The organism is Arthrobacter sp. PAMC 25486 (genome assembly GCF_000785535.1).
GTDB lineage: Bacteria > Actinomycetota > Actinomycetes > Actinomycetales > Micrococcaceae > Specibacter.
The window spans coordinates 3,666,513-3,692,093 of the sequence record NZ_CP007595.1; the positions used below are offsets into that span (position 1 = coordinate 3,666,513).

Sequence of the window (25,581 nt, forward strand, 5' to 3'; positions counted from 1 at the left end):
TTCGCGTTGGAGTAGCGAAACGCCGGCAAGCAGATGGAGGAAAGAGGAAAGCTGTCGCGGTGCTGGTTGCGGTTGAGCGGTCAGCACCGCGACCGGGGCAACTCCTAGGCTGCAGTTTTGTTCCGTCCGGTAATGGCGCCGTAGATTCCGGCCACCACCAAGCCACCAACGATTGCGAGAATCCAGGAACCGAGATTCCAAAATTCCATTTTTCCGTCTCCGAACAACAAGTCGCCGATCCAACCACCGACCACGCCGCCGACAACGCCCAAGACCAGACTGGTGATCCAGCCACCCCCGACGCGGCCAGGCATGACTGCCTTGACGATGACCCCCACGATAAGGCCCAATACGATCCATCCGATGAAACCCATGACTCCTCCTTAGAAAAGAATGGCTAACTTTATTCGGTAAAAATCCGGAAGCTAGTTTCCGGAAGGCGCCGCCCTCAGGTGCAACGGCTGACAATGACAGCCTAACCACAACGGGGGCAAAAATCTCCAGTAGGTGTTTCATTTATTGCGGCGAGGAGGCGTAATGTCCTTCTCAAATACAAGTCTGGGCCTACAGACATTCCACTCTCCGGTGGAGGTGCTTGCCGCCCTTTTGACTGGATGGTGGTTTCGATCCCTGAGTTCTCCCTGAATACGGGCGGGTTCGCTGGCATTCTTGAGCTCAGCACGGAAAGGTGCACGATAAGAGCCAATGCAAGGGAGTGTCATGGCAACGTTGGGTGCATGGATGAAATCCACGGTGACGGGCCAACGAGTGTTGCTCGCCGCCAAGACTGCCTTGGCGGTGGGTGTTGCTTGGTCTTTGGCACCCCACCTCCCTGGAGTGGTTGATGATTACCCCTATTACGCGCCTTTGGGGGTCTTGGTGAGCATGTATCCAACGTTCATGGGATCGGTGCGCACAGCGGTGCAATCTCTGGCTGGTTTGCTTTTGGGTATTGTTTTGGCTGCCGGGGTGCTTTTGTTGGGAAATCCGAACGTGGTCTCCATCTCTGCGGCAGTTGGCTTGGGGGTTTTACTGGCGGGGATGCCTCGACTCGGAGCTGGTCGGGAGTACGTCCCCGTAGCGGTCCTTTTGGTGTTGATCATTGGGGGCCAAGACGCTGACGCATTTTCGATTGGGTATGCCGTTCAGATGGGATTTGGCGTTGTGGTGGGTCTCGTGATCAATGTGGGCATATTTCCGCCCCTGGCGCTGGATGCAGCCCGGGCACAGATATCGAGGGCGCGGCTGACACTCATCAGCCAGCTAGAGGATGCGGCGGCCGCTTCGGGTGAAGAGTGGCCGCCACAGCATGAAGAATGGGCGGCCCGGCGGCATGCGCTTGATGATGCCATTGTTGAGGTGAGGGATGCCGTGCACAACGCGGCGGAAAGTCAACGGGCTAACCCGCGTGCATTCCGCCGTTCACGCCACGGCGTGGTTGCAAACAGCTATGGTGACTTAGCTGTTTTGGAGGACATCACGTTCCACGTTCGGGATCTTTCTGAAGTCCTGGCCGGAGCGATCTGGGAAGGGCCTAACGAGTTCCGGCTGGAAGTGATGCTGCGTGAACCGCTAGGGCGGTGCTTGTCGGCAACAGCCGGATTGCTGCAGTCGTGGGAGGACGGCGATGACCATCAGGAGCCTATTGTCCGTGTGTCCACACGCCTGAGGGACTTGACAGATGCTATCGCTGCCAGCCACGCAGCAGCACCTCAAGGCGCCGGGGTTGACTCTTTAGCACCGGGAGCCGCCGCTGCCTTGGATGTGCAGCGGATCCTCACTGCACTTACCCGTCATCTACGTTCCGACGGCGGCGGCCCTTGAGCTGGCTGACTGTTCCAGATATAGCCGGGCCATTGAATTCTGGCAGAATGACCACATCGAAAACGCCTAAGGATGCTGGGCCTGGCCATCTATAGCCCGATATTAGGGGTGAGGCAGAAACTGAGTGGGGATGGCGTTCCTGTGATCGAATCATTACCGTGGGAAATACACCGGCCGCTGCAGATCGGCCGCTTCGAGAGGAGTTCCCATGGTTTCCAAGAAAACTTCCACGGCGAAATTTACTGTCCCCGGCCTGTCCTTGACGGACGGCCATCAGGTGGCAGCCACCCTGCAAGGCAGGCTTCACTCCTTGAATGACCTCCAACTGACATTGAAACACGCACACTGGAATGTGGTGGGGCGTGATTTTATAGGTGTCCACACCATGCTTGACCCCCAGATCGAACTGGTCCGGGCGATGATTGACGAAACAGCAGAGCGTATCGCGACGCTCGGTGTCTCGCCCAATGGGCTGCCCGGTGCGCTGGTCAGGGATCGGGACTGGGACGATTACGGGTTGGGACGCGCCTCCACGATGGAGCACTTGGCCGCTCTGGATCTTGTCTACGACGGCGTGGTCTCCAGCCACCGCGATGCCATCGCACTCACAGGAGAACTTGACCCCATCACCGAGGACATGCTCATTGGGCAGACAGCGAAACTGGAGCTGTTTCAGTGGTTCATGCGCGCGCATCTGGAAAACGCTGGGGGGACACTGAGTGACGCTGACACGCATACGGAAACCTCCGCTGCGGCAAAGTCCAGGAAATAAAAGTAGAACGTAGCGAACCAGCAGTACGACAAGAGTGAGTACGAGATCAAGATCAGGAGCATCAACATGTCAAACACGGAGCATTTCGACCATCCAGAGAGCCGCGACGCTGCCGAAGAATCCATCAGAGACAGAATCGATGCATCTGGACTTGAAAATGACGGGCCGCAAACGGTGCCCACCAACGTTTCACAAGATGTGGAATCTGATCCTGCGCTCAATGACGGTCTTGGCCAAGACTGGGCCGACGAGGGCGGAGCCACTCCCCAAGGATCGGCCACGTCGTCAGAGTAAACCAGCTACTTTGTCGGCGGGCATCGTTCTGTGATTTCTAATGCCCTTAAAACGTCGGTTTAACAGAACCCTCATGTGCCCCGCCCTGCTTTCAGGGCGGGGCACATGAGGGCGGCGGAAGTGTGGGGAGCCCTGCGTGCCAGTCAGGGGCCCACTTGCACAGCGCCAATGGTTGCCTTGGCTCCGATGCTCCTACAGGTGCCCTTCTCTATTCCTTGGCCTGGTAGAAGAACACATTGTGGCAGCGCCTATTTGAGCTATTGCCGCGGCCCAATGGACAACCGTCGAGGTCCCTCAGTGAGCCGCCGGCAGTTGCTGCCCGTACGTGACGAGCAAGCTCCAAGTGAAAGTATGCGGGCAGCTCAGCGCACGGGGGATGACATCGAAGGGTCCCGGCGCGGTATTCTCATCACCTAAATCTTTCGTATGAACGTCTAAGAATTTGCTTGTTTGCGGCGGTCAACTGCCCAGACAGAGATGGTGGCCTCGCCGACGTGTAGTCCACATGGTTAGTTCAGAGGTTTCTAGAAACTTTCTAGTAGCTCTCGTTAGGGGAAACTGTGAAGAAACAAGATCAAGGTCCAGGCATTTTTACCCGGTTCACTACCAAGGTAGCCACCGTTCTCGGCCGTCCATGGATCTTCGCGACGGCGGTAGCTGTCCTGATTTTATGGGCGCTTTCCGGACCACTGCTTGGCTTCTCCGATACATGGCAACTTATTATCAACACCAGTACCACGATCATCACTTTTTTGATGGTGTTCATTATCCAGAACACCCAAAACCGTGACAGCGAAGCGCTGCACGTCAAACTTGATGCCATCATGCTGGAGTTGAAGATCAGTAACGCCAAACTTTACGATGCCGAACATGAGGGGGAGAAGGAGCTTGAAAGCCAACGTCAGCGACTGAAAGATGATGGTGAGGAGAATTCAGGAGCTATGGGCCAGTAGACCCCGCCTCGATGAGGAGAGACTTGGCCGTCGAAGCATGGACAGAAACATGCATGATCTGACCGGCACTCGGAATATCATCCTAGTGCTGCTCACGCCGGTCAGAACAGAAACTTGTCCGGCGTGAGCGGCAACGTTCGTACCCGGAGTCCGGTGGCGTTGTAGGTGGCATTGGCGATCGCGGCCGCAGCTCCCACGATGCCAATCTCACCAATTCCCCTAGCCCCGAGTGGGCCAGCACGATGGTCGGTTTCCTCCAGCCAGATTGCATCTACATCGGTAATGTCAGCGTTGGTGGGAATGTGATAGTCGGCGAGGTCGTGGTTGACGATCATGCCAAACCGGGGATCCATGACCCCATCTTCATGAAACGCCATGCCGATGCCCATGGTCATTCCGCCGATGAATTGTGAGCGTGCCGTGCGGGGATTAATGATGCGGCCGGCAGAGAAGACCCCGAGCATGCGGGAAACCCGGACCTCTCCGGTGTCGGCATGCACGCGGGTTTCAGCGAACTGGGCGCCGAAGGAGTGCATCGCATAGCGCTCGGCATCGGGGTCTTCGGGTGCCTCTGCCTGGGTCTGCGCACCGGGTGCAGGATTGGCTCCGTGCTCTCGGCGGAAGGCCTGGGCTGCAGCAATGATGGTGCCACCCCAGCTGGCCGTGCCGGAGGAACCACCGGCCACCGTCGCGACGGGCAGAGACGTATCACCTATTTCCAAATGCACCTGATCCGGTGAAACATGCAAGGCATCAGCGGCGATCTGGGTCAGGACAGTCCAGGCGCCGGTACCCAGATCAGCGGCGCCGATTTGCACCGTGTAGGATCCGTCTTCTTGGAAGGAAATCCGTGCGGCATTGCCCGGGTTTCGCATGAAGGGATAAGTGGCGCTGGCAACGCCCAAGCCCACCCACCAGCCATCTTTGAGCCGGGCCCGCGGCTGAGAGGAACGCCGGCCCCAGCCGAAACGTTCCGCACCTGTCCTGAAGCATTCCAATAAGTGGCGGCTTGAAAATGGTTTCCCGGAATCCGGATCACGGTCGGGTTCGTTCCGGACCCGCAGCTCAATGGGGTCCAGCCCGCATGCCTCGGCCAACTCATCCATGGCAACTTCCGGGCCGAACATGCCCGGGCATTCCCCGGGTCCGCGCATCCACGATGGAACCGCGACATCCAAGGGCACTAGGCGGTGCGTTGTTCGCCGGTTTGGCGAGGAGTACATCATCCGGGCCGGGACAGCCGTTTGCTCGGCGAACTCCTTTATTCTGGAGGTCTGACTCACCGCATCCTGCGAAATGGCCACAAGCCGGCCGTCCTTGCCCGCACCCAAGCGGACATGCTGAATGGTGGGTGTGCGGTAACCAGACAGAGAGAACATTTGCTGTCGCGCTAGTGCGAATTTCACCGGCCGCCCGCCACTGCATTGCGCTGCCAAGGCAGCGAGCACCACGTGGGCGTGCGGCAAACCCTTGGACCCGAAGCCGCCACCTACATGAGGAGCAATTACCCGCACTGCCTCAGGAACTAGCCCGAACATCGGTGCGATGCTCTGCCTGACAGGGTGTACTCCCTGGGTGGAGTCGTAAAGCGTCAGCTCGCCATTGTGCCACTGCGCCACCGTGGCATGGGGCTCCATGGGATTGTTGTGCTCGGCCGGGGTGGTGTAAATCTGGTCAATCACGACGGCGGAAGCCTCTAGTGCGGACTCAACATCTTCCTCGGTGGTGTCAGTATCAAAGTCTCCATTGACCTGTTCGGGCGCATATAGCCCGGGGTGCTCCGCTCTAAAAGCTGCATCGTGTTCGGCGATCTGGTATTCCACGGCCACCAGACTGGCTGCATGACGTGCAATCTCAGGCGTTTCAGCTAATACTGCTGCAATGAATTGGCCGCGAAATCCAATGTGGGTTCCTTGTAGAACAGCAAGCTCTGCATCGTCTGTTTGCTCCAGTTTTGGGGCGTTGAGGTGGCTGAGCACGGCAATCACGCCGTTCACCCCCTCGGCTCTACCTGTGTCCATCTTGCTGACCTTCCCCAACGCGATGGTGGACTGGACAGGATACAGGTAGGTGGGATTTTCCACCTGCTGATCGAAGGCGTAGCGTGCGGTACCCCGCACTTTTGCCACACCGTCCAGACGTCGGAGACTGGAGCCGATAGCCGTCCATTTGAGCAGTTCAACCATTGTTCTGCCCTCCGGCGAGCTGGCGAAGCACCGCAATCATGGTGTTGCGGACCATGGGTATTTTGAAAGCGTTGTCCGGCAGTGGCGAGGCGAATACAAGTTCAGCATCAGCGGCCCGGCGGAAATTCTCCTCAGTTGCTTCCGCGCCACGCAGGACTTCCTCGGCACGTTCTGCCCGCCAAGGCTGGTGGGCCACGCCGCCCAGTGCGATGCGCGCCTCGCGGAAGGTCCCGCTGTCGTCTATGTCCACCACGGCCGCCACTGACACTAGCGCAAACGCGTACGACGCCCGGTCCCGCACCTTGCGGTAAGCCGACAGGCTGGAAGTGTCCGCTGGCAGGTCCACGGCGATGATGAGCTCGCCGTGTTCCAAGGTGGTGTCGCGGTTCGGCTCATTCCCCGGGTTGCGGAACAACGCCGTGAGCGGAAGTGAGCGCTTCCCGTGGGCTCCCAGGACTACGACTTTGGCGTCCAGAGCCGCCATGGCGACGGCCATGTCGGATGGGTGAACCGCCACGCAGCTGTCCGAAGCGCCAAGGATGGCATGGTTGCGGGTATAGCCGCCAAGGGCTGAACAGCCGGTGCCGGGTTCACGCTTGTTGCAGGGGGTGCTTACATCTTGAAAGTAAACACACCGGGTGCGCTGGAGCAGGTTTCCGCCCGTGGTGGCCATGTTGCGGAGCTGTCCGGAGGCGCCAGCTAACAGCGCTTGGGAAAGCACGGGATAGCGTTGCCGGATCAGCGGATGTGCTGCGAGATCGCTGTTGCGCACAGTTGCCCCGATCCGAACACGCCCGTCCGGCAATTCTTCAATCGTATCGAGAGGGAGTTTACTGATGTCGACCAGCAAATCCGGGGTGGCGATCCCGAGCTTCATATGGTCAACGAGGTTGGTGCCGCCAGCAAGAAACGCGGCTCCGGAATGTCCGGTCACCGTGGCGACGGCGCTGGCGGCGCCCATGGCACGCTCATAGTCAAAGGGGATCATGAGGTGGCTCCTGCCTGACCGTCGGGACGTGGCGCGGCAAGTGTTTCTGCTACTTCCCGTAGCTCTTCATTCCCGGTGGAGGCATCATGGTTTATGGCCTCTCGGATCGCCGCAACGATGTTGACGTAGGCGCCGCAGCGGCAGAGATTTCCGCTCATACGTTCACGGATCTCCTCATCGGTCAATTCCATCGCAACTGTGCCTGGGCCTGGGCCTGTGCCTCTGCCGATGGCCGTGACGAGGCTGGGCTGTCCCGCGGCGGCTTCCTGCAGCATGCCCACCGCCGAATACACCTGACCGGGAGTGCAATACCCGCACTGGAGACCGTCTTTCTCCAGAAAGGTTTCCTGCATAGGGTGCAGCTCCTGTCCGTCGCCCAGTCCTTGGGCCGTAGTCACGTCAGCACCTTCCTGTGTGACGGCGAGCACTAGGCAGGAGTTCACTCGCCGACCCTCCAGCAATACGGTGCAGGCACCGCATTGGCCGTGATCGCAACCCTTCTTGGGTGCGGTTACCTCCAGTCGGTTCCGCAGCGCGTCCAAGAGCGTGGTGCGGGTGTCAACGGTCAATGACCGCTGCACTTCGTCGACCAGCAATGCGATCTCTACTTCCATGGATGCAGCACTTCCGGTTGGTACGGGCGGGCTTGAATTCGGGTCAGTGCCAAACGCCTAGTGTGTCTATTTCGTAACATATCCCAGTGAACGGCGGCGTACAACCCTCTGGCGAGCGGCGGTTGACACCTTCGTTCGTCGGGTTTCGAGGCCTTAGCTGCGGGTGAAAGCGAGGGCTCTGGCGCAATGGCCGGGCGTCTGGCAGAGTGAAAGAATGACTGATGCATCCACGAAAGCGCTGATCCTGGTCTGCACACTTTCACCTTCGCCGGAGAAATCCAGTAGTGATTTGTTGGCCCACCAAGTAGCCGAAGCATTTTCCAATCACAGTGTGCAGAGCGAGATTCTGCGCATTGTGGACCACGACGTGAAGCCCGGGGTGAAGAAGGACATGGGGGGTGCAGACGCATGGCCCGCCATCCGCGACAAATTAATGGCCGCCCAAATCTTGGTGTTGGCCACCCCGATTTGGGTGGGACATCCATCCAGTCTGGCCCAGCGGGTGTTGGAACGGCTGGATGCTGAACTCTCTGAAACTGACAGTCAAGGGCGGCCCATTCTGTTTGGCAAGGTCGCAATGGTGGCCGTGGTCGGCAATGAGGACGGTGCCCACCATGTCATCGCCGATCTGTCCCAGGGGCTCGTCGAAGTGGGATATTCCGTCCCGGCCCAGGGGGCCACCTATTGGGTGGGTGAAGCCATGCATAGCATCGATTATCAAGACCTTGAAGCGGTCCCTGAAGTGACGGCCAACGCCACGCGGATCTCTACCCGAAATTCTGTGCATCTGGCTGCGTTGCTTCGAGAACGGCCCTATCCGGCGGGATAATTGGCCACAGTAGGCGGACATCCTGTACCGGCTTGGCCATCAGTTTGGCCCAGTCTGATTGGCCCACTGTCGGCAGCATCCATTGACAAGTTTCGCTGCCGGGATCAGTGCGCCATCGGCTGGCACCGCAGTGGGTTGCCTCCGATGCCTTTGAGGATCCCCAGTCACGGGTGCAGAAGTTGCGCGGCAAGCCCTGGCCGCTCTGTCTCTTGCTCTTGACATCGACGTGGAGATGAAAAGCATGACACAGGATAACGGGACGCGAGAGAGTTCCGGGCTAAGCCAAGCTCATCGGTGATAGCGAAGTTCTTGAACAAGCTGCCCAGAGATGGTGGAGCTCAAGGGGGCATCTCTGCCCATCAACGGTGATGACAAGGGACTCAACGCCGTGAGGACCGATCGCGACATTGTCGTCAATTCTCTTGCCCAGCCTGAGGCACTTGCACAGCTTGGGCGCGTGGGCCGCCCAGGGGACACCCATGGCCACGGGGACGGTGCGAGCGTAGAAGACGCCACGCAAACGATGCAGGAATAGGGGGTGCGTCGACTCCCCGTCGCCGACTGCCACGAACTCGTCAGGATACTCAGGCACGGAGATATCGCCCGGAACCTTCAAGCCGAAGCGATCGGGGCTTGATAGGTATATCTCCTAGGAATGATTTCTGTACGTAATGGTGAGGCTAGGAGAATCCCACCTGAAACTGTTGTTCGTTCATTGCTCTCCCTCAAATGGTCACCATCGCAGATTTAAACGACGTGGAATCTTATCCTGCGCTCGACGACGGACGTGGCTAGGACTGGGCCGACGAGGGAGCAGCCACTCCCCAAGGACCGGTCACGTCGTCACAGTGAACCAGTGGCTTTGCCGGCGGACATCGTTCCCTGATTTCCGATGCCCTTGAAATGTCCGCGCAACCGAACCCCCAAGTGTGCCACTGAGTGCTTACCCAACGGGCGAGCTCGCCGAGCCGGGCCAAGGCATACTGGCGACATTGCCATAGCCATCGTCGTCTCCAAAGCCGATGCTGGGAGCGGCGCTGCTGGAAAAAAGTACCGCCAAAGCGTCCCGTCCACCGACCGCGTAATGGGCCCGTTGCTGTTGAGCCCCGGATCCTCGGACCTGCAACTGGAGCAGCAGGGAGGAGACCGCGGCGAGGTCTTCACTGGCGGCCAGAGCGGGCGTGATTGTCTCCAAGAGGCACGCGACTGCCTCGGACGCGGGAACCAACCTCTGATGAAGGGGATGAACCAGTTGGCTACTCATTCCGTATCGGGCGCCGTGCCAGAGGGCAGCATCCATAAATTCGCTGGTCGGTTCCGGTTGCGAACAGGGGGCAAAGTCTAAGCATGTTGCGACTAGGCCCCTGCACAACAGCGCTAGGAGGATTGAGGACCAGGGGTGTAGTTGCGCGTCAGCTACCCGGATCTCAAGGGTTGGCTGGTGTTCGGACAATCTGGCATACCAAGCAATGGAGCCGCTGTCCGGAGTGCCACCAATGCCTATGAGGGCGTTGACGCGGTTGCGGTAGTCCTGGGCGTCGGTGAAATGCGGGGGGCATCCCGCCGTGGTCCAGCGGCGGGATTGAATGGCCCGCCAACTGGCAAAGCCGGTGTCCACGCCACACCAGAACGGTGAATTTGCTGAGATGGCCATCAGTGTGGGCAGCCAGCGGCGAATGCTGTTGAGGCAGCGCAGTCCGCTCTCCGGGTCCGGGATGCCCACGTGGACGTGCAGGCCGTTGATTTCATGTTCCTGGCTCAGAGCAGCCACCACCGTAGCAATTTCTTCATAACGGCTGTCCTCGGTCATTATCGGTGCCAAGGATTTCTGGTAGGGCGTCCCTGTGCCGGCCACCACCACCCCATGTTCGGCTGCAACGCTCATCAGCGCAGTGCGGAATGTTGACAGTGAACGGACTGCCACTTCCCGGGAGTCAAAAATAGGTGATGCGAACTCAATTTGTGATTGAAAGAATTCGTGCTGAACCTCAGTGATTTTATACCCCGCGGCCAATAGTTCTCTCTGGATGGCGGGGGCCACATGGGCTGGCGAAAGAGTGTCGGGATCTAGGAAGACAAACTCCTCTTCGATGCCAAAGGTCAACATGTCGGTCTCCATTTCAGCCAGGGATGCGGGATGGACATTTACAATCGAGAGCACAATCATGGTTGCGGGCATCATGCTACCGGCAACATTGTCCCGAGCATAGGAATTCTTAAGTGCAGTGGCCCGCGTACTGGCGCGGATTAAGCACCATCAGCTGCTTGCGGGGGTCTTGACCATGCTTCGCTACGAGGTCAGAGTTGGTGTTGTTGCATCAATCACCCAAATCAGTGGGAGGAATCATGACTGAATCCAGTTTGCCCGTACCGCCGCCAGTTCCCGGAACACCGTCGGTTGAGCCGCCCTCATATGATGAGCCAACGCAGCCACGCAAACCGTTGCCGCCGAAGACCGATCAGCACGGGCCCGAACTTGTCTCCCCCACGGGTGCCCCCACGGGGGAGACGGAAAACTCGCGCAGCCAGAGCGGTGACTACCTCACCACGGCACAAGGCACCAGACTGCAGGACACGGATCATTCCCTCAAAGCCGGGCGCCGAGGCCCGACTCTGCTCCAAGATCATCATTTACGCGAAAAGATCACCCACTTCGACCATGAACGCATCCCGGAGCGGGTGGTACATGCCCGGGGTGCTGGGGCTCATGGCGTTTTCCAGTCCTACGGCACAGGTGCCGGACTCACACGTGCTGGGTTCTTGGCTCCGGAAGTGGAAACCCCTGTCTTTGTGCGTTTTTCGACTGTTGTGGGGTCCCGGGGTTCGGCGGACGCGGTGCGGGATACTCGTGGTTTCGCGGTGAAGTTCTACACCGACGAGGGCACCTTCGATCTCGTCGGAAACAACATTCCGGTCTTCTTCATCCAAGATGCCATCAAATTCCCTGACGTGGTCCATGCCGCCAAACCGCATCCTGACCGAGAGATCCCGCAGGCGCAAAGTGCTCACGACACTTTCTGGGACTTCGTTTCCTTACACACCGAAGCACAGGCTCACACCCTGTGGTTTATGGCCGACCGTGGCATTCCTCGTTCGTTCCGAATGATGGAAGGCTTCGGTGTCCACACGTTCCGAATGATCAACGCAAAAGGCACGACGGCGCTGGTCAAGTTCCATTGGAAGCCCGCCTTGGGTGTGCACTCGCTGGTGTGGGAGGAAGCACAGATTCTCAATGGCATTGATCCCGATTTTCACCGCCGCGATCTCGCCGACGCCATCGAATCCGGCCACTACCCTTCGTGGGAACTGGGTGTGCAAGTCTTCCCTGACACGGAGGATGAGATGTTTGCAGGGATTGACTTGCTGGACCCCACAAAATTTGTTCCTGAGGAACTTGCCCCAGTGCAAATGCTGGGCCGCATGACCTTGAATGCGAACCCGAAAAACTATTTCGCGGAAGTCGAACAAGTGGCGTTCCACCCCGGGCATCTAGTGCCGGGCATTGACGTTAGCAACGACCCCCTGCTGCAAGGGCGACTGTTTTCGTACCTAGACACCCAGATCAGTAGACTCGGCGGACCTAACTTCGGCCAGCTACCTATCAACCGCCCCCATGCACCTGTCAATGACATGCTCCGGGACGGCATGCACCAAAGCGCCGATCATGCTGGGGTGGCCCCTTACAAACCCAACTCTCTGGATGGCGGCTGCCCCTTCCATGCAGGCGCCGACGCCGGTGCCTTCATCGACATTCCGCAGTCTGTGCAGCAGGGCCTAACGGAACGCGCCAACCCGGCAACCTTCAATGACCATTTTTCCCAAGCAACGCTGCTCTACCGCAGCCTTACCGCAGTGGAACAGGACCACGTTGCCCAGGCTTACGCCTTTGAACTGGGCAAGTGCTACGAACAAACCATCCGGGAACGGCAACTTGCTGCTCTGGCAAACATTGACGCTGATTTGTGCCGCCAGGTTGCCGAGCAACTGGGGCTGCCCGCCCCTGAAGCAACAAAGCCGGTTACGGAGCAAACCCCAAGCCCGGCTGTGTCGCAGCTGGGTCAGAAGTGGCCCACAGCATCGCGAGTCATTGGCATTGTGACCGACGCCGGAAGTGATGCCGAACAGGTACTCCAAGCACGAGATGCCCTCACTGAAGCTGGGATGCTGGCGTTGATCATAGCCCCAGTAGCCGGCAAGCTCCTTGATACGGGGGAGCCCGTGCAGCGTAGCTACGCCACTGCCCGCTCCGTGGAATACGACGCCGTCGTTCTCGCCACCGGAGAAATGACTGGCTTAGACCCCCGGGTCGTGGTGTTGGCAGCAGAAGCATTCCGGCACGGCAAAGCGATCGGCGGATGGGGCAGTGCGGGGGAAGTATTGGCCGCCGCCGCTGTGGATGCGCAGGCAGCAGGGATAGTTCATGGATACCCGGGGGAAGTGGTGGAGGGCCTAGGTCAGCTACTTACAGAGCATCGCGTATGGGCAAGGTTCAGCCCGCAGCAACGGGGAGAGGACTGAAGCGACAGAGGTACTGCAGACCGTTGGCCGACACACAACGAGAAAGAGAGCAATGAAGGAACAGCTACACAGAGTCGAGCCAGGGACGGGCGGGATAACCCGCAAAGGGGCCGGTCGGGGTTTCTCGTATGTGTCGGCCAACGGTCGCAGAATCACTTCCGATAAATTACTCAAACGCATAGCAGACCTAGCCGTTCCACCGGCATGGCAGCATGTCTGGATTGCCTCGGATCCGCGGGCACATATTCAAGCCACCGGGGTGGACGCGGCCGGGCGCACCCAATACATTTACCATCCCCGGTGGCGCGAACTGCGGGATGACGAGAAATTCATCCGGTCTCTGGCCTTCGCCCAACGGCTCCCCAGCATGCGCAGGATAGTGACACGAGACCTCCAACAACACAGCGATGCCAAGCGGCGGACGCTCGCAGCAGCCGTGCGCCTCATTGACCGTGCCGGATTGAGGGTGGGTGGGGCCGCCTATGCTGAGGAGAACGGTTCCTTCGGCGCCACCACGTTGCAACGGCGCCACGTTCACATCCAAGATGGTGAGATCCGTTTAGTGTTCCGGGGCAAATCAGCGGGCGCTTGGGACGTGCATCTATCCGACACATTGTTGGGGGACTACTTTTCCTCAGTGCCAGCGAACCCCCGCCAAGGACCAGCGTTGTGCTATATCGTCAAAAATGGGCGTCGGAAAATCTGTCAGTCCGTCTCCGATTCGGACGTCAACTCCTACCTCGGCACAGTAGTAGGCAGTGGCTTTACCGCCAAAGATTTTCGCACCTGGCAAGGAACCACGGTAGCCACAATTTCTCTGGCTCGCTCCTATCGGCTGGGAGCCTCATCGCCCGATGCCGTCACCGCGGCCATCCAAGATGCCTCCGTGTGGCTGCACGACACCCCCACGATAGCCAAGGACTCATACGTGAATCCTCGGGTGGTGGCCCTTTTCGAACAGGGCAAAGTCGCTGCCCTGAACCGCCAGCGTGACAGCGCTGTACTTGAGTTGCTGACCTCCGGAACCAGAGCCCATAGGAAGTCCGCATCGCAGGGCAGCGTCACCACCTGAAAGGGGAGCAGGCAAGGCACCGCCTCAGTCACGGCAGATAAGGTGGGCCGTTACAGCAGCCAAACAGGGTCTCACACTGCGGATAGGCAGGGGATGCGAACATCCCAAATCTTTTTTGCCTCGACAAGGGGTGCGTTCCGCCACTGCTGGATGAACGCACCCCTTGGCCCGACAGTTTTAGCCGGCGTCGAAGGACTTGCCGCCATCTTCCTGACCTGGCTCAGATTCTGTTTTTTTGGCGTCGGTTCCCGTCCCATCGGGCAACTCCTCAGGGTTCCTACGCCCCTTAGGCTTTAGCGCTGAGGTTTCTTGGTCCGATTGCGTCGGCGCCTTCGGTTCGTTTGTTTCGTCGTGTGTCTGCATAGCGTTCCTCCTCATTGTTGAATGTATTGCTTGGATCAATTGATGGCCCTGAAGTGGCGGGTCAGTCTCCGGGAACGGCTCCCTGCGCGGCTTGTAACAGCGTTCCGAGCCTGCTCTGGTCTACCTTATCCAGTAACTCCCGGACGTCATCGAAGACTTCCACTGCTCCCGCCTCGTACAATTCCGCTGCGCTGGTGCCGCCGCTGCGCACCCCGATCATGGGTATACCCAGGGCTGCCGCGGCTTTGGCATCCCAGACTGCATCACCCACAAAAAGAGCATGGGTGGTGTCCACGCCTACTGATTTCAGAGCGGCGGCAAGGATGTCAGGAGATGGTTTGCCCTGCGCGGCGTCAGAGGAACTAGTGCTTGCAGCAATGGCGTGATCAGCGTCTAGGGCCTTGCGCAGCACCTCCAGTTCAGTCTGCTCGGCGGATGAGGCCAGGACCACCGCCGCTCCTGCCAGGGCACAATGCTCCAGCAGTGCTGCGGCAGACTCGAAAGGAAGCAGGGCCGGCCAATAGGTGGAGAAAATGGCGTCATGCGCGTCGATGAGCTTCTGGGTCTGTATGGGGCTGGTGCCATTGCCCAGAATGTGCCGGATTAGTTCTTCGCCACCCATTCCTATCGCCCTGTGCAGCGCGGCAGCAGGGGCAGTGAAGCTCTGTTGGCGCAAAGCCTGCCACCAAGACAGTGTGTGCAAGTAGTTGGAATCGATCAGGGTGCCGTCCACGTCGAATAGTATCGCATGGGAATATTCACTGGCCATGGGGCTCTCCTTGCATTCTTAGATCTATTGTCGGCAGTGACGTGGTCTGCTCTGGTTCCGGCGCACTGGCTCGGCCAAGTTGGTCTAGAAAATCAGCGAAGCCCCCACCGGTTCGGCTTTAGATCCGTCCGGAAGTTATGCCGCGGCAAGTGTCGGTGGCGGCCACTATATAGCCCGAGGCTCGGGACGCAGCCGCGAAGGCCCGATCTCATGCCCTTGGTCATTGCAGCCGCCCAGAGCGGCAAAAGTATCCGCTCTAAAGCCCATAAGGGCCCCCTGGATGTGGGGATGATCCTCCTTTCGCTGATGGAGGTTGAGCCGGCGCAGCCTCCGCACTGTACCAATAGGGGAGCTGCGCGGTTCAGCAGTGTCCACGACGACGTCAGCACCGCCTGCGGTAAGTTCAAATTGTCTCTGGAGCCAATGCTCCGGGACCTCCGTATCAGCGTCTGTGTTGGCAATCCAGAATTCTTTAGTCGGCCCTTGCCGTATCAACTCTGCTGGGACGCCGGCGTTTCTAGAAGCTCCCACCCGTCCAACGGCTACACGGATCGTATTCACACCTTCACTCCTGGCCAGCGGTGCACCAGTTCCCGGGAGTTGTCTGTTGTGCTGTCCGAGGCAATGGTGATTGACACCGGAATATGCGGACTCAGATTAGCGAAGTATTGTGAGGCTGCTGTCAGTGCATCCAACATCATAGGGAGCAGCCTAGCTTCAACCCGGGCCGGGACGAGAACAGCAATTCGCCCTCTGGGTCCTCTCGTTTCAGTGCCGTAGTTCGGAAGAAATCAAGCATTATGTCATCCTCAACGCAGGCACCTGCACACACCGGCCGCTTCCCAGCCCGCAGGATAAGGGGCACATCCGCACCGTTTAGCGGGGCGACCATTTCACGCAGTGTCGCTGAGCTCACGTTATAGCCAATCTCGGACAAAACGAACAGGTCGAATTTTCTTTCCGGCCAATTCGCGGGAAGAACAGCGAAAATGCGTTGGCGGTTTGCCCATTTTCCGTATAACCGTCAGCGTACTTTTCTCACCGGCCTGCGCCGTCGGCGTCCGCCTCCGGTTGAGAGGAAAATGACTCCCTATCCTGGCGGGCGGATTCCGTATTGCTGTCGTTGAGAGGGGCATCCGCTGACGGTAGGTCCAAGGACGACTCATCCCCAGGAGCAATGCGCGCCGCGCTGCCCTCTGCTCGGTCCAACTCCTCCCGGTACTGATCGTCAGTGCCCCCAAGTCGCCCAGCACCTAATTCACCATCACTTGCAGCCTCTTCATCCTCAAAGAAACTTTTGTCGGGAGCACCCAAGCTCACATCATCGCTCAGTGCTTCCTCATCAGTTTCCTGGCCTCGAAGTGTGGGGTCAGGTGATCCAGGATTGGTGGCAGCATCATCGGGCATTTCGTCTTCGGGGGTGGGAGAGCCGTACCCTCCTTCAGCCTGATCTGCGGGCTGCTGCCCTCTGAGGGTTTCTTCGCGTTTTTCGTTCTCTTCGATACTCACGATGTTCTCCTTCGTTGACGGATTCACTCATCAGGTCTCGCTGTTCTTACTGTAATCACAAGCCGCCGCTTGCGAAAGCCTGCCACGTTGGCAAGAGTGGGTAAGGAACGGGTTACGCCACTGCAAGACAGAGGAGACAACGGAATGAAAATTATCATAAAAATTCTGAGCCTTGGGGCGAGTCTGGCGGCTGGGGCCGCCGCGCGTAAAGCAATGGCTGCAGGCTGGCGAAAAGGTACCGGCCATGAGCCACCCAAAAAGGCCGACGACCTTGGGAATCCATTGCCGGGTGTCCTAGTTTTTGCGCTGGCCACAGCAGTCACGGGCGCTGTCATTCACGTCATCACACAACGACTTGCACGCAAGGCAACACTGAAGCTGGAAAGCAATCCAGCTGAGGTCTAGCTCTCCCACTCATCAAAGTCCCTGCCATGGCAGGCAGGGAGTTCCTGCGGGCACCCGCCCTGACAGCGGCCGGGTGCCCGCAGACAAACAAGGACTTTTACTCGTCCCGGGACCACATCACAAGCGTTGCTCCGAACGAAACACGCCCCTGCCAGAATGAAGGACACAGCCAACGTGAAGCCCGTCTGAGCGAAGTGCGCTGCAGATCAGGGTGCAGCATAGCGGCTGATGGCGAACGCAGTTGAAACGACGGTGCCAGAAGCATGGAAGCCATTGCAAGGCAGCTCTCAGCCGTATCTGGCTCTCGTTTCACCCGCGGGGCTCGCACCACGGCCGCTGTAGTCTCTCGCTCTGCGATGCCCCTAGCAATACGCAGCGGGTTCGAAGATAAAGATCCAGCACCGGGACTTTTCATCCAAGGATGCGGACGAAGTTTTGCCTTCGGCAACGGGATTGGTTCGCTACGGTGTGCTCTCGGAGTTTGAGGCTTATATTTCCAGATAATTGGCGGGCGAACTGCCCTACAACTTGCGTGGTACGGATGTGTTGGTGCTGTATTCGTGCCAGAGGTCTATGAGCGCGGTCACAAGTATTCCCTATGATTTAATTCTTTCGGTGCTTGGCGATGATGCGGGCCTTCAACCGGGGAAGGCCCGGTTACGTGCAGTCAGGACCGAGGAATGGAGTGAGCGTTTCCGGCTTCGAAAAACCCGAAGCGCACAGACGTCCGAGCCAAGACTGGCCACCATTGAGTCGTGCTGGTCCGTACTCCGTAGCTGGCTGAGACCCGGGTGGGTCCGGCTCTGCAGAGAGCTGCTTCCAAAGTTGGTGGCTCCGGGAGCGGCTTGCTCTGCAGCATAAAACAGCTCCGACTAAATCACCGGGGGTGCGCTGGGGAAAAACGGGTCCGGATGACCGGGCGCGCTCGGCTCGGGAACGGGCGGCGGAGGCCCGTTGGGATCATCTGGCTGGGCTGGCTCTGTCGGATCAACAGGCGGTCCGGGGCTTGGGGAAGGATTGACGGGAATCGGTTCCGGAGCCTGCGGCTGCGGTTCACCGGGCTGGTGCTCGTTCATGTGTGGCGCCTCTTCTCAGTGGCTGCTGTTCGTGGGGAGACGGGCTGTCCCGACGCGAGTGCCGCACTTGTTGCCACTAGTGCGAACGTCATCTCATGCTACCGAGGTTGCCGCGGACCGTCCACGTCCTCGAGAGCAGCATTGGCCCCGAGTACATCCTGCGGACCTGCTGGAAGCAGCGCCGGGTCTGGGAATTCATAGAAGACTTCTCCCCTTCGCAGCAATTCCTTGGTGAAGTTCCTGCAAGGTCTATGCGGCGGGCTCTAGGATTTAGGGACCCGGCCAGGAAGGCTTGAAAAGCACCTAGCTTCACACTCCAATCGATTTTCGGCAACTTAAAAAGACGTAGATATTTTCCGCTTGTCTGGTTAGAGTCGAAGTGCGGATGAAACAGCCATCATCGAACGAAGCAGAGATCCGTTCAGCGCTGCAGCAAGCGTTGCCTGACCGGATTTCTGCAAATTTTGCTAAAGCGAAAGGGGAGGACCATCCAAGTCTCAATTCACCACTCCCGGAGAGATCTTCAGCGGCATGAACGGTTTCCGTATGTTTGCGACAGGGCACCTTGGTGACGCTAAAGAAAAGACTGGCTTGCGCAACGGGCTCTGTGATCCCCTCCATGGTCCCCCGACACGTACCTGAGGATTTATGATCCGAAATACTGTTTGGGCCTTGGCCCCGAAGCGGGTGAATGTGAGCCTGGAAGCAGCGCAACCGAATCACGAAAGGACAGAGATCATGCCTGAGAAGCAGAATCCCAGCCTGAAGGATCCAGAAATGTACGAGGCTTTGCGCGATGATGGAGCCTCGGAGCAAAAAGCAGCCAGAATCTCCAATGCTGCTGCCAAGAAGGGACGATCTGTGGTGGGTCGCAAGGGCGGCAAGTCCAAAGACTATGAGGACTGGACTGTGCCCCAGCTCAAAAACAAGGCCAAAGAAATTGGACTGGGCGGATATTCCAAAAAACGTAAGTCGGAACTCATTGAAGCATTGCGTAATTCGTAGTTTCTGACAGTGGCCCGATACCCACCAGTGTCGGTGGAAGTGGAGTCCAGATCTTGACATCCGGGAGGCTGTCAATCGCCAATTCATTACTTAGGAGAAGAACGTGACTGAGAGCACCAACGAACCTGTGGAGATTTCCACTCGTATGCGTCCGGGGGAGTGGACGCCGGAATCCTTGGAGCAATTGGTAGGGTCATACCAGCAGAAAATCAAGGACATGGGCGCCCCCACGGAGGAAATTGTGACTAACGTCAAAACTCCCGAAGACGGATCAGCCCACGTGCATGTGAGTTGGCGCCATGCGGGCCTGCATACATTCGCAGATCTGGGCCAGAACACCGTCGAGGAGTCGGAGATATCGCGTGGCCACGGTGAATCTATTCCTGCTGGCGAGCCTACTGAAGATTCTAAGGGCCTCGGTGCTGTGTTCGGTGACGCTGAACGGTCGGCCATTGACGAACCACCGACCGCACGGTCCCTCAGGGCCAAGGAAAATCAGCCCACAAATGAGTACCGCGTCTTCACCGACGCCAACGGGAAAACCATTGTCGAGGATGCCAGTACCGCGAAAGAATAGATTCTCGGCATGTAAAAGAGAAAATCACAACAGGAGGAATGATGGGTATCGCAGATAAGTTCGACGCAGCCAAGGACAAAGCCACCGGAAAGATCAAGGAAACTGTAGGCAAGGCCACGGATGACAAGTCGCAGGTCGTCGAGGGTAAGTTGCAGCAGGCCAAGGGTACCGCCAAGGACAAGCTGGCCGACGCCAAGGCTCACCTCAAGGAGGACTCTAACGACGTTCACACTGATGACACCGAGGGCGGAGCATCCACCACTGGCGGTGCCTAACGAGAACACCACCCCGAAGGGGGCAGCGGGTTGGCAGACTCGCTGTCCCCGCGGCGGGTTTTCCGTAGCAGGCTTTCCCGCAACAGTGTTCGATTCGTGGTTACCGTCATCGTGGCAACACTGCCAATACCTCGTGTGTAGGGGCACTCAGCTTCCAATTTCATTTTTTCAGTGCCGCCGCGGCGCCCGGCCATGCTTTGGGAAGCTCCGAGGATCCCTCACGGCAGGCCAGAGCCTTGCGCATGGCCTAGCTCCCAATGCACGTCCTTGGCTGTTTTGTCGGGACGCCACCCACGCCAGGTTGCGTGACGCAGTTTGCCGTCAGCGGTGAGTTCAGCGTATTTGACTTCTCCGACCAGTTTAGGTGTTGTCCACACGACGTCGCGCCTGTCCGTGGCGGCGATGTTCTTGACAGGTGGAGTCTTGCGTTCACTGGTCTTCAGCATGGCTGCAGCCTCCTGCAGTTCATGTTCGGAGAAACCGGTGCCCACCCTTCCCACATAGCGCAGCCCGCTCTCGTTATGCACGGCAAGTAGTAGTGAGCCGAGGGTTTTGCTGCGGGAGCCGGTACCCTTACGCCAGCCAATGACGATGACTTCCTGATGTTTTTCGTCCTTGATCTTTAGCCAGTCCGGGCTGCGCTTACCCGGTAGATAGCGGCTTTCCATTTTCTTGGCGACCACACCCTCTAACTGGAATTCACGGCTTGTAATCAGCGCTTCTTCAAGAGTTCCCGTGAGGGCAGGCGGCAGGTGGATGTGTCGGCCTTGGGCAACTGCTGTAAGGAGTGACTCGCGCCGTTGTGAATACGGCTTGTGCTGCAGTGGTTGCACGACGCTCCCAGCACTTGTTTGCAGCGCATCAAAAAGAATCAGCTGGACGGGAACCGTTTTCATGGCCCTCGCAATATCCTGAGGCTTACTCAGCTTCATGCGTCTCTGTAGTAAGCCGAAATTGGGCCGACCGGACTTGTCCAAGGCGACAATTTCGCCGTCGAGCACGGACCCGTCAGCGGCCAAAGATGCAAGCTCCTGGAGTTCCGGGTATTGCTGAGTGACATCTCGGCCACTTCTGCTGGCGATACGCACTGTCCCACCAGCCACACCGGCCATGGCACGCATGCCATCCCATTTCATCTCGAATGACCATGATGTGGAGAAATCCACGCCGTCTGCTGTGGCCGCCGTCGCCAGCATGGGAGCGGGGAGGTCCAAGGCTTCCCCCGACCAAATTTTCGCCCGCCGCGTCGGCGTGACTAGCCTGTTAACCGCACTATCGGCACCGGGTGAGAGGTCGAACTCACCCGCTTTTTTCTGTGTCTGAGGATCGGTATCGGGCGGGTCTTTCATGAGGTGGATCAGCCAATTCTTTGCCCCTCCCATGCCGGGGGTGTTGATGAGGGCGTAGCGGCGCAGGACTCCGCCCAAGCCGCCGTCGGGCCTGCCGTGGAGCAATGCAATGACTTCCTTTCCCTCTCGCCATTTCTCCAGTAAGCATGTTCCGGCGTCCCAAATGGTGACAGTACCTGCTCCGTACTCACCTTGAGGAATGGTGCCTTCGAAGGAACCATAGCCTAAGGGGTGGTCCTCCGTCATGACGGCGAGCCGGTTTTCAGTATGTTCTAGGGGCGGGCCTTTGGGGACGGCCCAGGACACCAGGACGCCGGAATGTTCGAGTCGGAAATCCCAATGCAGTCGAGACGCGTGATGTTCCTGAATGACAAACGTGGGTTCGGAGGAAGCGGCGTCTTTCGCAGCTTGGAGGGGGACCGGCTCGGGGGTTTTGCCAGCGTCGCGCATGGACCGGTATTTCTGAAGCCGGTCCACTGCCTCTGGCTGATCCTCGACTGGTTGCTGCAAACCCAAATTACTGATGGGGTCGATTCCTTGTTTGACCCTCGCTACCACTTCGTGGAGTTCGAGCTGGCGCAGTTCGGGGTCCGCAATCTCATCCCACAATCGTGGGGCGGCAACGGTGGGCCTAGTCCTTCCGCGGAGTGAGTACGGGCAGATAGTGGTCTTGGCTTCGCTATTTTGACTCCAGTCAATCAGAACCTTGCCGTTCCGCAATGACTTTTTCATGTCAGAGACGATCAGGTCCGGATGGTCCGATTCCAAAGACCTGGCAAGTTCATGAGCGACTTCTGCAATGTCTGTGGAATCATGATTGCCGTCCAGAGCCGCATAGAGATGGATGCCCTTGGACCCGCTCGTGACCGGATAGGCCTCCAAGCCCATGGCAGTGAGCAGTTCACGGCACAGCTGCGCAGCCTCGGCACACTCCCTGAGGCCGGCACCATCCCCTGGATCCAAGTCCAGAATCAGCCGGTCGGGTCTTGCTGGCTTCGCGTCGGGACCAAACCTCCACTGTGGAACATGGATTTCCAGTGCGGCCACTTGGCCAAACCATGCCAAAACGGCAGCCTCGTTGACGAGGGGATAAGTATTGACATGGTCCTTGTGCATGAGGATTTGCCGAGGAACCCAGTCTGGCGCTGAGTTCTCAAGGTCTTTTCGAAAAAAGACTTTTCCAGGCTTCTCGGCCGTGCCCACTCCGTCCACCCAGCGTTTTCGTGTAGCGGGGCGCCTCGCCGCCTGTGGAATCAGGACATGGGCCACCTGGGCGTAGTAACCCAGCACATCAGCCTTGGTGGTGCCGGAATCAGGGTAAAACACCTTGTCCAAATTGCTGAGCTTTAGACGGTGGCCGGCAACATTCACGAGTTGATTTGCTGAACGGGACACGTTAGGCCTCCTTGGTGGACATAGTTCATTGTTACCGTGTGGTGAATTCTTTGCCACCCCTGCCCGTGATCGCACCCCGGACACCGCTGTTTCATACCACCGGCTATCCTCTGGAAAAGACCCAACGATGGTGCTTAGCTGGATCCATGAGATCAATATGGACTGGTTCGATTGCTTTTGGTTTAGTCAATGTGCCCGTCAAAGCGTATGGGGCCACGCAAGATCATGATGTGGATTTGCACCAAGTCCACGATGCCGACGGCGGCCGCATCCGCTACCAGCGACGTTGCGAGGTCTGTGGTAAGAAAATCGATTATGGGCATATCGAGAAGGCCTTTGACGACGGAGACCGGACAGTGGTGCTTAGTGAGGAAGACATTGAGTCCCTGCCAGCGGAAAGGAGCCGCGAAATTGACGTGGTGCAGTTCGTGCCCAACAACCAAATCGATCCCATCATGCTCGAACGTAGCTACTACCTGGAACCCGACTCAAAGTCTCGCAAGGCCTACCGACTGCTGGTAAAGACCCTGGAAAATACGGAGCTGACGGCGGTGGTCAAATTTGCCCTGCGGCAGAAAACTCGGTTGGGAGCACTGCGGGTCAGCGGCAAGGTTCTGGTTCTACAGGGGATCCTCTGGGCTGACGAGGTGCGCGACCCCAGTTTTCTGGACTCCTCGGGAACAGCCAAAATCAGTGCACAGGAACTGAAGATGTCTTCGGCTTTGGTTGATCAGTTCCGCGGAGACTTTAATCCAAGTGATTTTGCGGATGACTATCAACTAGAGTTGCGAAGCCTGATTGACGAGAAAATAAAGCACGGCGATTCCCTAGACACTGCAGCGACTTTTGGGGATGAAGAGGAAACAGAGAAAGAGGGCAACTCCGGGGGCAACGTCATTGACCTGATGGAAGCGCTCAAACGCAGCGTGGACCAAAAAAGAGTCCGTGCAGCCACCCAAGGTGACAGCACAAAAAAGGGTGCGAGTGGAGCATCCACTGCCAAGAAGCCCGGCATTAAAGCCAAGCCAAAAGGAGCCGAAAAAATGACGGCCAAAACCTCCGCATCAAAGAAAACAGCTGCCAAAGTAAAATCAACGGCCAAGAAACCAGCAGCGAAGAAGACTGCCGCCGCTACAGCTACACGCAAGGGAGCTTAACCCATGAGAAGATCGTCGGCCACACCAGCAGATGGGCCCGACGCCGCCCATCAACGCGGACCCGGAGTCTCCGACGCCACGGTGGAGGCCCTCGGCAAACTCTCCGAAGCCCTCGAAGTGGTTGAGCACGCCAGAGGGCTTCTTTACGGTTTTCACCGGCTTACTGGAAAAGCCGATCTGGCACTGGGGGAGGCAGTGCAGATGTTGAGAGAGGCAGGCCATGTAGAACTGGGTGATGACATTGAGCGTCAAATAGTGGGCCGCAACATCATCAGCGGCCGGTGGAGCTTCCAAGCCGTTGAGGACTACGACGACGGGTACTATGCCGAATTCAAGGCTGCCGAGAAGCGAGCCAGAGACGAGCTATTAGGCGGCAAGCGGCACGTATATGAGGCGGAGATGAAAGAGGACCGCAGAACGCACGGTCAGGAACATCACGAGGCGAGGCCGGAACTTGTGCAGAACTCCGATACGGATCACCTCTCTGGACAAAACTAGTCCGCGATGGAGTGCCCGGACCGTCCAATCAGATAACTCTGGAAACTTAAAGACAGAGGCCGGCGAAGGCAATGAGGTGGTTGTGATTGGCACAGCACGGGCCTAGCCTAGAAACACAAGAAGAAGCCGCAGATCACAGGCGTAACCGAGTAGCTGGCTGTGGGAGCTGCACCGAATGACAGGAGCGCGTCACTATGGGAATCATTATTGGTCTGTTAGTCATCTGGATCGTTGTGTCGGTACTGGGATTTGCCATCAAGGGCCTGTTCTGGTTAGCAATCATTGGCATCGTCCTATTTCTTGCCACGGCCGCAATCGGCTGGGCCCGCAATAGAGGCTCCATTCGAAGCTGACCCAAGGACGGCAATGGGAGGAAACCTGCCGTGGCCAATGAAATTAACGGTAAGCGCATCGCTTTTTTGGTGGCCCCGAACGGGGTCGATCACCATGAGCTGGTCATTTTGTGGGAGGCGGTCAAGGACGCAGGAGGCAAACCAATGCTTCTATCCACCTCCGGAGGATCCATCATGACAGTTCGATCGGGTGAAAAAGCCGGGGAAATTTTCCTCGTGGATGGGCTGGTAGGCACCCTAAAAGCGACTAATTTTTCCGCGTTGGTTTTGCCCGGAGGAGCAGATCATGTTCAGACTCTGCGTGGCAGCAGTGAAACGAACCGCATAATCACTGAATTTGTCTCGGCTGGCAAACCTGTCGCCGCAATCTCCCAAGGCCCGGCAATCCTCATCAATTCTGGAGTTCTGGCAGGGAAGTCGCTGACCGGATGGCCAGGAATGGCTGACGATGTCCTTCACGCCGGGGCAGAGTGGGCAGATAAAGACGTCCATTTTTGTCCCAACAACAGCTGGATGCTCATCACCGGCCGATCGACGCAAACACTGCCGAAATTTACTGAAGCAATGGTAAGAGCCTTCATTTAGTCTGCAGCCGAGCACACCAAAGCGACACCGTGCCTTATCCGCGAGTACCTGCCCTAAGGCATCGAACTCACCACCCACTAACCCTTTCTAGACTCCACCGCAGACGAAATCAACGACCGTCCCCGCTCCGCGTTTGGATACCTGCCACACGAGAAGTGTTCATCAAACTACTCAACGACAACGGTGCTAAGACGGCTTGACACCGCCGGAACCTC

23 protein-coding genes are annotated in these 25,581 nt (G+C 58.1%); 15 read left to right on the forward strand and 8 right to left on the reverse strand.

Features of this window, described 5'->3' with window-relative positions; genetic code table 11:
- Positions 1-104: 104 nt before the first annotated feature.
- Positions 105-374, reverse strand: a complete 270-nt coding sequence (locus art_RS16690; protein ID WP_038466663.1) for a GlsB/YeaQ/YmgE family stress response membrane protein — start codon at positions 372-374, stop codon at positions 105-107.
- 346 nt (positions 375-720) lie between these two features.
- Between art_RS16690 and art_RS16695 the strand changes: the two genes are divergently transcribed.
- The 4 genes from art_RS16695 (at position 721) to art_RS16710 (ending at position 3,843) form a co-directional block, all read left to right on the forward strand.
- A complete protein-coding gene (locus tag art_RS16695) occupies positions 721-1,824 on the forward strand; it encodes an aromatic acid exporter family protein (protein WP_052136683.1) in 1,104 nt (367 codons plus the stop codon).
- Between the two features lie 208 nt (positions 1,825-2,032).
- Positions 2,033-2,596, forward strand: a complete 564-nt coding sequence (locus tag art_RS16700) for a Dps family protein (RefSeq protein WP_038466670.1) — start codon at positions 2,033-2,035, stop codon at positions 2,594-2,596.
- 66 nt (positions 2,597-2,662) lie between these two features.
- A complete protein-coding gene (locus art_RS16705) occupies positions 2,663-2,890 on the forward strand; it encodes a hypothetical protein (RefSeq protein ID WP_038466673.1) in 228 nt (75 codons plus the stop codon).
- A 560-nt stretch (positions 2,891-3,450) separates the two neighbouring features.
- Positions 3,451-3,843: a low affinity iron permease family protein gene (locus art_RS16710; protein ID WP_052136684.1), complete on the forward strand. Its 393-nt coding sequence runs from the start codon at positions 3,451-3,453 to the stop codon at positions 3,841-3,843.
- Between the two features lie 101 nt (positions 3,844-3,944).
- Here art_RS16710 and art_RS16715 read toward each other — a convergent pair whose 3' ends face one another.
- The 3 genes from art_RS16715 to art_RS16725 are packed head-to-tail and all read right to left on the reverse strand — an operon-like array spanning position 3,945 to position 7,631.
- A complete protein-coding gene (locus art_RS16715) occupies positions 3,945-6,029 on the reverse strand; it encodes a xanthine dehydrogenase family protein molybdopterin-binding subunit (protein WP_038466676.1) in 2,085 nt (694 codons plus the stop codon).
- On the reverse strand, positions 6,022-7,017 hold the full coding sequence (locus art_RS16720; RefSeq protein ID WP_038466679.1) for a xanthine dehydrogenase family protein subunit M: 996 nt from the start codon (positions 7,015-7,017) through the stop codon (positions 6,022-6,024). Before art_RS16720 ends, art_RS16715 begins: the two co-directional genes overlap by 8 nt.
- Positions 7,014-7,631, reverse strand: coding sequence for a 2Fe-2S iron-sulfur cluster-binding protein (locus tag art_RS16725; RefSeq protein ID WP_082000374.1), 618 nt, complete (start codon positions 7,629-7,631; stop codon positions 7,014-7,016). The genes art_RS16720 and art_RS16725 overlap by 4 nt, the downstream gene beginning before the upstream one ends.
- 214 nt (positions 7,632-7,845) lie before the next feature.
- Here art_RS16725 and art_RS16730 point away from each other — a divergent pair, with 214 nt between their 5' ends.
- Positions 7,846-8,460, forward strand: a complete 615-nt coding sequence (locus art_RS16730; protein ID WP_038466681.1) for a flavodoxin family protein — start codon at positions 7,846-7,848, stop codon at positions 8,458-8,460.
- 943 nt (positions 8,461-9,403) lie between these two features.
- Here art_RS16730 and art_RS16740 read toward each other — a convergent pair.
- Positions 9,404-10,642 (reverse strand): YbdK family carboxylate-amine ligase, encoded by a 1,239-nt coding sequence (locus art_RS16740; RefSeq protein WP_052136685.1) that lies wholly within the window; start codon positions 10,640-10,642, stop codon positions 9,404-9,406.
- 164 nt (positions 10,643-10,806) lie between these two features.
- Here art_RS16740 and art_RS16745 point away from each other — a divergent pair, with 164 nt between their 5' ends.
- Positions 10,807-12,978: a catalase gene (locus art_RS16745; RefSeq protein ID WP_157875327.1), complete on the forward strand. Its 2,172-nt coding sequence runs from the start codon at positions 10,807-10,809 to the stop codon at positions 12,976-12,978.
- A gap of 52 nt (positions 12,979-13,030) precedes the next feature.
- Positions 13,031-14,050 carry a DNA topoisomerase IB gene (locus tag art_RS16750; RefSeq protein ID WP_052136686.1) on the forward strand — a complete coding sequence of 340 codons (1,020 nt, stop codon included), beginning with the start codon at positions 13,031-13,033 and terminating at the stop codon, positions 14,048-14,050.
- A 424-nt stretch (positions 14,051-14,474) separates the two neighbouring features.
- On the opposite strand, the gene art_RS16760 is transcribed toward art_RS16750, so the two are convergent.
- Entirely contained in the window at positions 14,475-15,182 is a 708-nt protein-coding gene (locus art_RS16760; protein ID WP_038466689.1) for an HAD family hydrolase, read from the reverse strand.
- Positions 15,183-16,220: 1,038 nt separating this feature from the next.
- Entirely contained in the window at positions 16,221-16,691 is a 471-nt protein-coding gene (locus art_RS21205) for a hypothetical protein (protein WP_052136688.1), read from the reverse strand.
- A 144-nt stretch (positions 16,692-16,835) separates the two neighbouring features.
- On the opposite strand from art_RS21205, the gene art_RS21810 reads away from it, so the two are divergent.
- From art_RS21810 to art_RS16790, 4 genes are all read left to right on the forward strand, one after another.
- Positions 16,836-17,096, forward strand: coding sequence for a DUF4235 domain-containing protein (locus tag art_RS21810; protein WP_038466692.1), 261 nt, complete (start codon positions 16,836-16,838; stop codon positions 17,094-17,096).
- 1,814 nt (positions 17,097-18,910) lie between these two features.
- Positions 18,911-19,177, forward strand: coding sequence for a Rho termination factor N-terminal domain-containing protein (locus art_RS16780; protein WP_038470732.1), 267 nt, complete (start codon positions 18,911-18,913; stop codon positions 19,175-19,177).
- A 103-nt stretch (positions 19,178-19,280) separates the two neighbouring features.
- A complete protein-coding gene (locus art_RS21210; RefSeq protein WP_052136689.1) occupies positions 19,281-19,754 on the forward strand; it encodes a hypothetical protein in 474 nt (157 codons plus the stop codon).
- Between the two features lie 38 nt (positions 19,755-19,792).
- Positions 19,793-20,029 carry a CsbD family protein gene (locus art_RS16790; protein ID WP_253901392.1) on the forward strand — a complete coding sequence of 79 codons (237 nt, stop codon included), beginning with the start codon at positions 19,793-19,795 and terminating at the stop codon, positions 20,027-20,029.
- Positions 20,030-20,247: 218 nt separating this feature from the next.
- Here the strand turns inward: art_RS16790 and art_RS16795 are convergent, their stop codons facing one another.
- Complete coding sequence (locus art_RS16795; RefSeq protein ID WP_367643744.1) at positions 20,248-22,830, reverse strand: ATP-dependent DNA ligase; 2,583 nt, start codon at positions 22,828-22,830, stop codon at positions 20,248-20,250.
- Between the two features lie 89 nt (positions 22,831-22,919).
- Between art_RS16795 and art_RS16800 the strand changes: the two genes are divergently transcribed.
- From art_RS16800 to art_RS16815, 4 genes are all read left to right on the forward strand, one after another.
- Complete coding sequence (locus art_RS16800) at positions 22,920-23,930, forward strand: Ku protein (RefSeq protein WP_038466697.1); 1,011 nt, start codon at positions 22,920-22,922, stop codon at positions 23,928-23,930.
- Positions 23,931-23,933: 3 nt separating this feature from the next.
- Entirely contained in the window at positions 23,934-24,428 is a 495-nt protein-coding gene (locus art_RS16805; RefSeq protein ID WP_038466699.1) for a hypothetical protein, read from the forward strand.
- 194 nt (positions 24,429-24,622) lie between these two features.
- Entirely contained in the window at positions 24,623-24,781 is a 159-nt protein-coding gene (locus tag art_RS22615; protein ID WP_038466701.1) for a hypothetical protein, read from the forward strand.
- A gap of 30 nt (positions 24,782-24,811) precedes the next feature.
- A complete protein-coding gene (locus art_RS16815; RefSeq protein WP_082000375.1) occupies positions 24,812-25,366 on the forward strand; it encodes a DJ-1/PfpI family protein in 555 nt (184 codons plus the stop codon).
- Positions 25,367-25,581: the final 215 nt, after the last annotated feature.

What these genes read in the sequence shown, in the direction of transcription:
- art_RS16780 (WP_038470732.1), top strand. Translation starts at nt 18,911, where the DNA reads ATGCCTGAGAAGCAGAATCCCAGCCTGAAGGATCCAGAAATGTACGAG.
- art_RS16760 (WP_038466689.1), bottom strand. Translation starts at nt 15,182, where the DNA reads ATGGCCAGTGAATATTCCCATGCGATACTATTCGACGTGGACGGCACC.
- art_RS16790 (WP_253901392.1), top strand. Translation starts at nt 19,793, where the DNA reads ATGATGGGTATCGCAGATAAGTTCGACGCAGCCAAGGACAAAGCCACC.
- art_RS16745 (WP_157875327.1), top strand. Translation starts at nt 10,807, where the DNA reads ATGACTGAATCCAGTTTGCCCGTACCGCCGCCAGTTCCCGGAACACCG.
- art_RS22615 (WP_038466701.1), top strand. Translation starts at nt 24,623, where the DNA reads ATGGGAATCATTATTGGTCTGTTAGTCATCTGGATCGTTGTGTCGGTA.
- art_RS16800 (WP_038466697.1), top strand. Translation starts at nt 22,920, where the DNA reads ATGAGATCAATATGGACTGGTTCGATTGCTTTTGGTTTAGTCAATGTG.
- art_RS16750 (WP_052136686.1), top strand. Translation starts at nt 13,031, where the DNA reads ATGAAGGAACAGCTACACAGAGTCGAGCCAGGGACGGGCGGGATAACC.
- art_RS16700 (WP_038466670.1), top strand. Translation starts at nt 2,033, where the DNA reads ATGGTTTCCAAGAAAACTTCCACGGCGAAATTTACTGTCCCCGGCCTG.
- art_RS16805 (WP_038466699.1), top strand. Translation starts at nt 23,934, where the DNA reads ATGAGAAGATCGTCGGCCACACCAGCAGATGGGCCCGACGCCGCCCAT.
- art_RS16740 (WP_052136685.1), bottom strand. Translation starts at nt 10,642, where the DNA reads ATGATGCCCGCAACCATGATTGTGCTCTCGATTGTAAATGTCCATCCC.
- art_RS16695 (WP_052136683.1), top strand. Translation starts at nt 721, where the DNA reads ATGGCAACGTTGGGTGCATGGATGAAATCCACGGTGACGGGCCAACGA.
- art_RS16725 (WP_082000374.1), bottom strand. Translation starts at nt 7,631, where the DNA reads ATGGAAGTAGAGATCGCATTGCTGGTCGACGAAGTGCAGCGGTCATTG.
- art_RS16720 (WP_038466679.1), bottom strand. Translation starts at nt 7,017, where the DNA reads ATGATCCCCTTTGACTATGAGCGTGCCATGGGCGCCGCCAGCGCCGTC.
- art_RS16730 (WP_038466681.1), top strand. Translation starts at nt 7,846, where the DNA reads ATGACTGATGCATCCACGAAAGCGCTGATCCTGGTCTGCACACTTTCA.
- art_RS21810 (WP_038466692.1), top strand. Translation starts at nt 16,836, where the DNA reads ATGAAAATTATCATAAAAATTCTGAGCCTTGGGGCGAGTCTGGCGGCT.
- art_RS16715 (WP_038466676.1), bottom strand. Translation starts at nt 6,029, where the DNA reads ATGGTTGAACTGCTCAAATGGACGGCTATCGGCTCCAGTCTCCGACGT.
- art_RS16705 (WP_038466673.1), top strand. Translation starts at nt 2,663, where the DNA reads ATGTCAAACACGGAGCATTTCGACCATCCAGAGAGCCGCGACGCTGCC.
- art_RS16690 (WP_038466663.1), bottom strand. Translation starts at nt 374, where the DNA reads ATGGGTTTCATCGGATGGATCGTATTGGGCCTTATCGTGGGGGTCATC.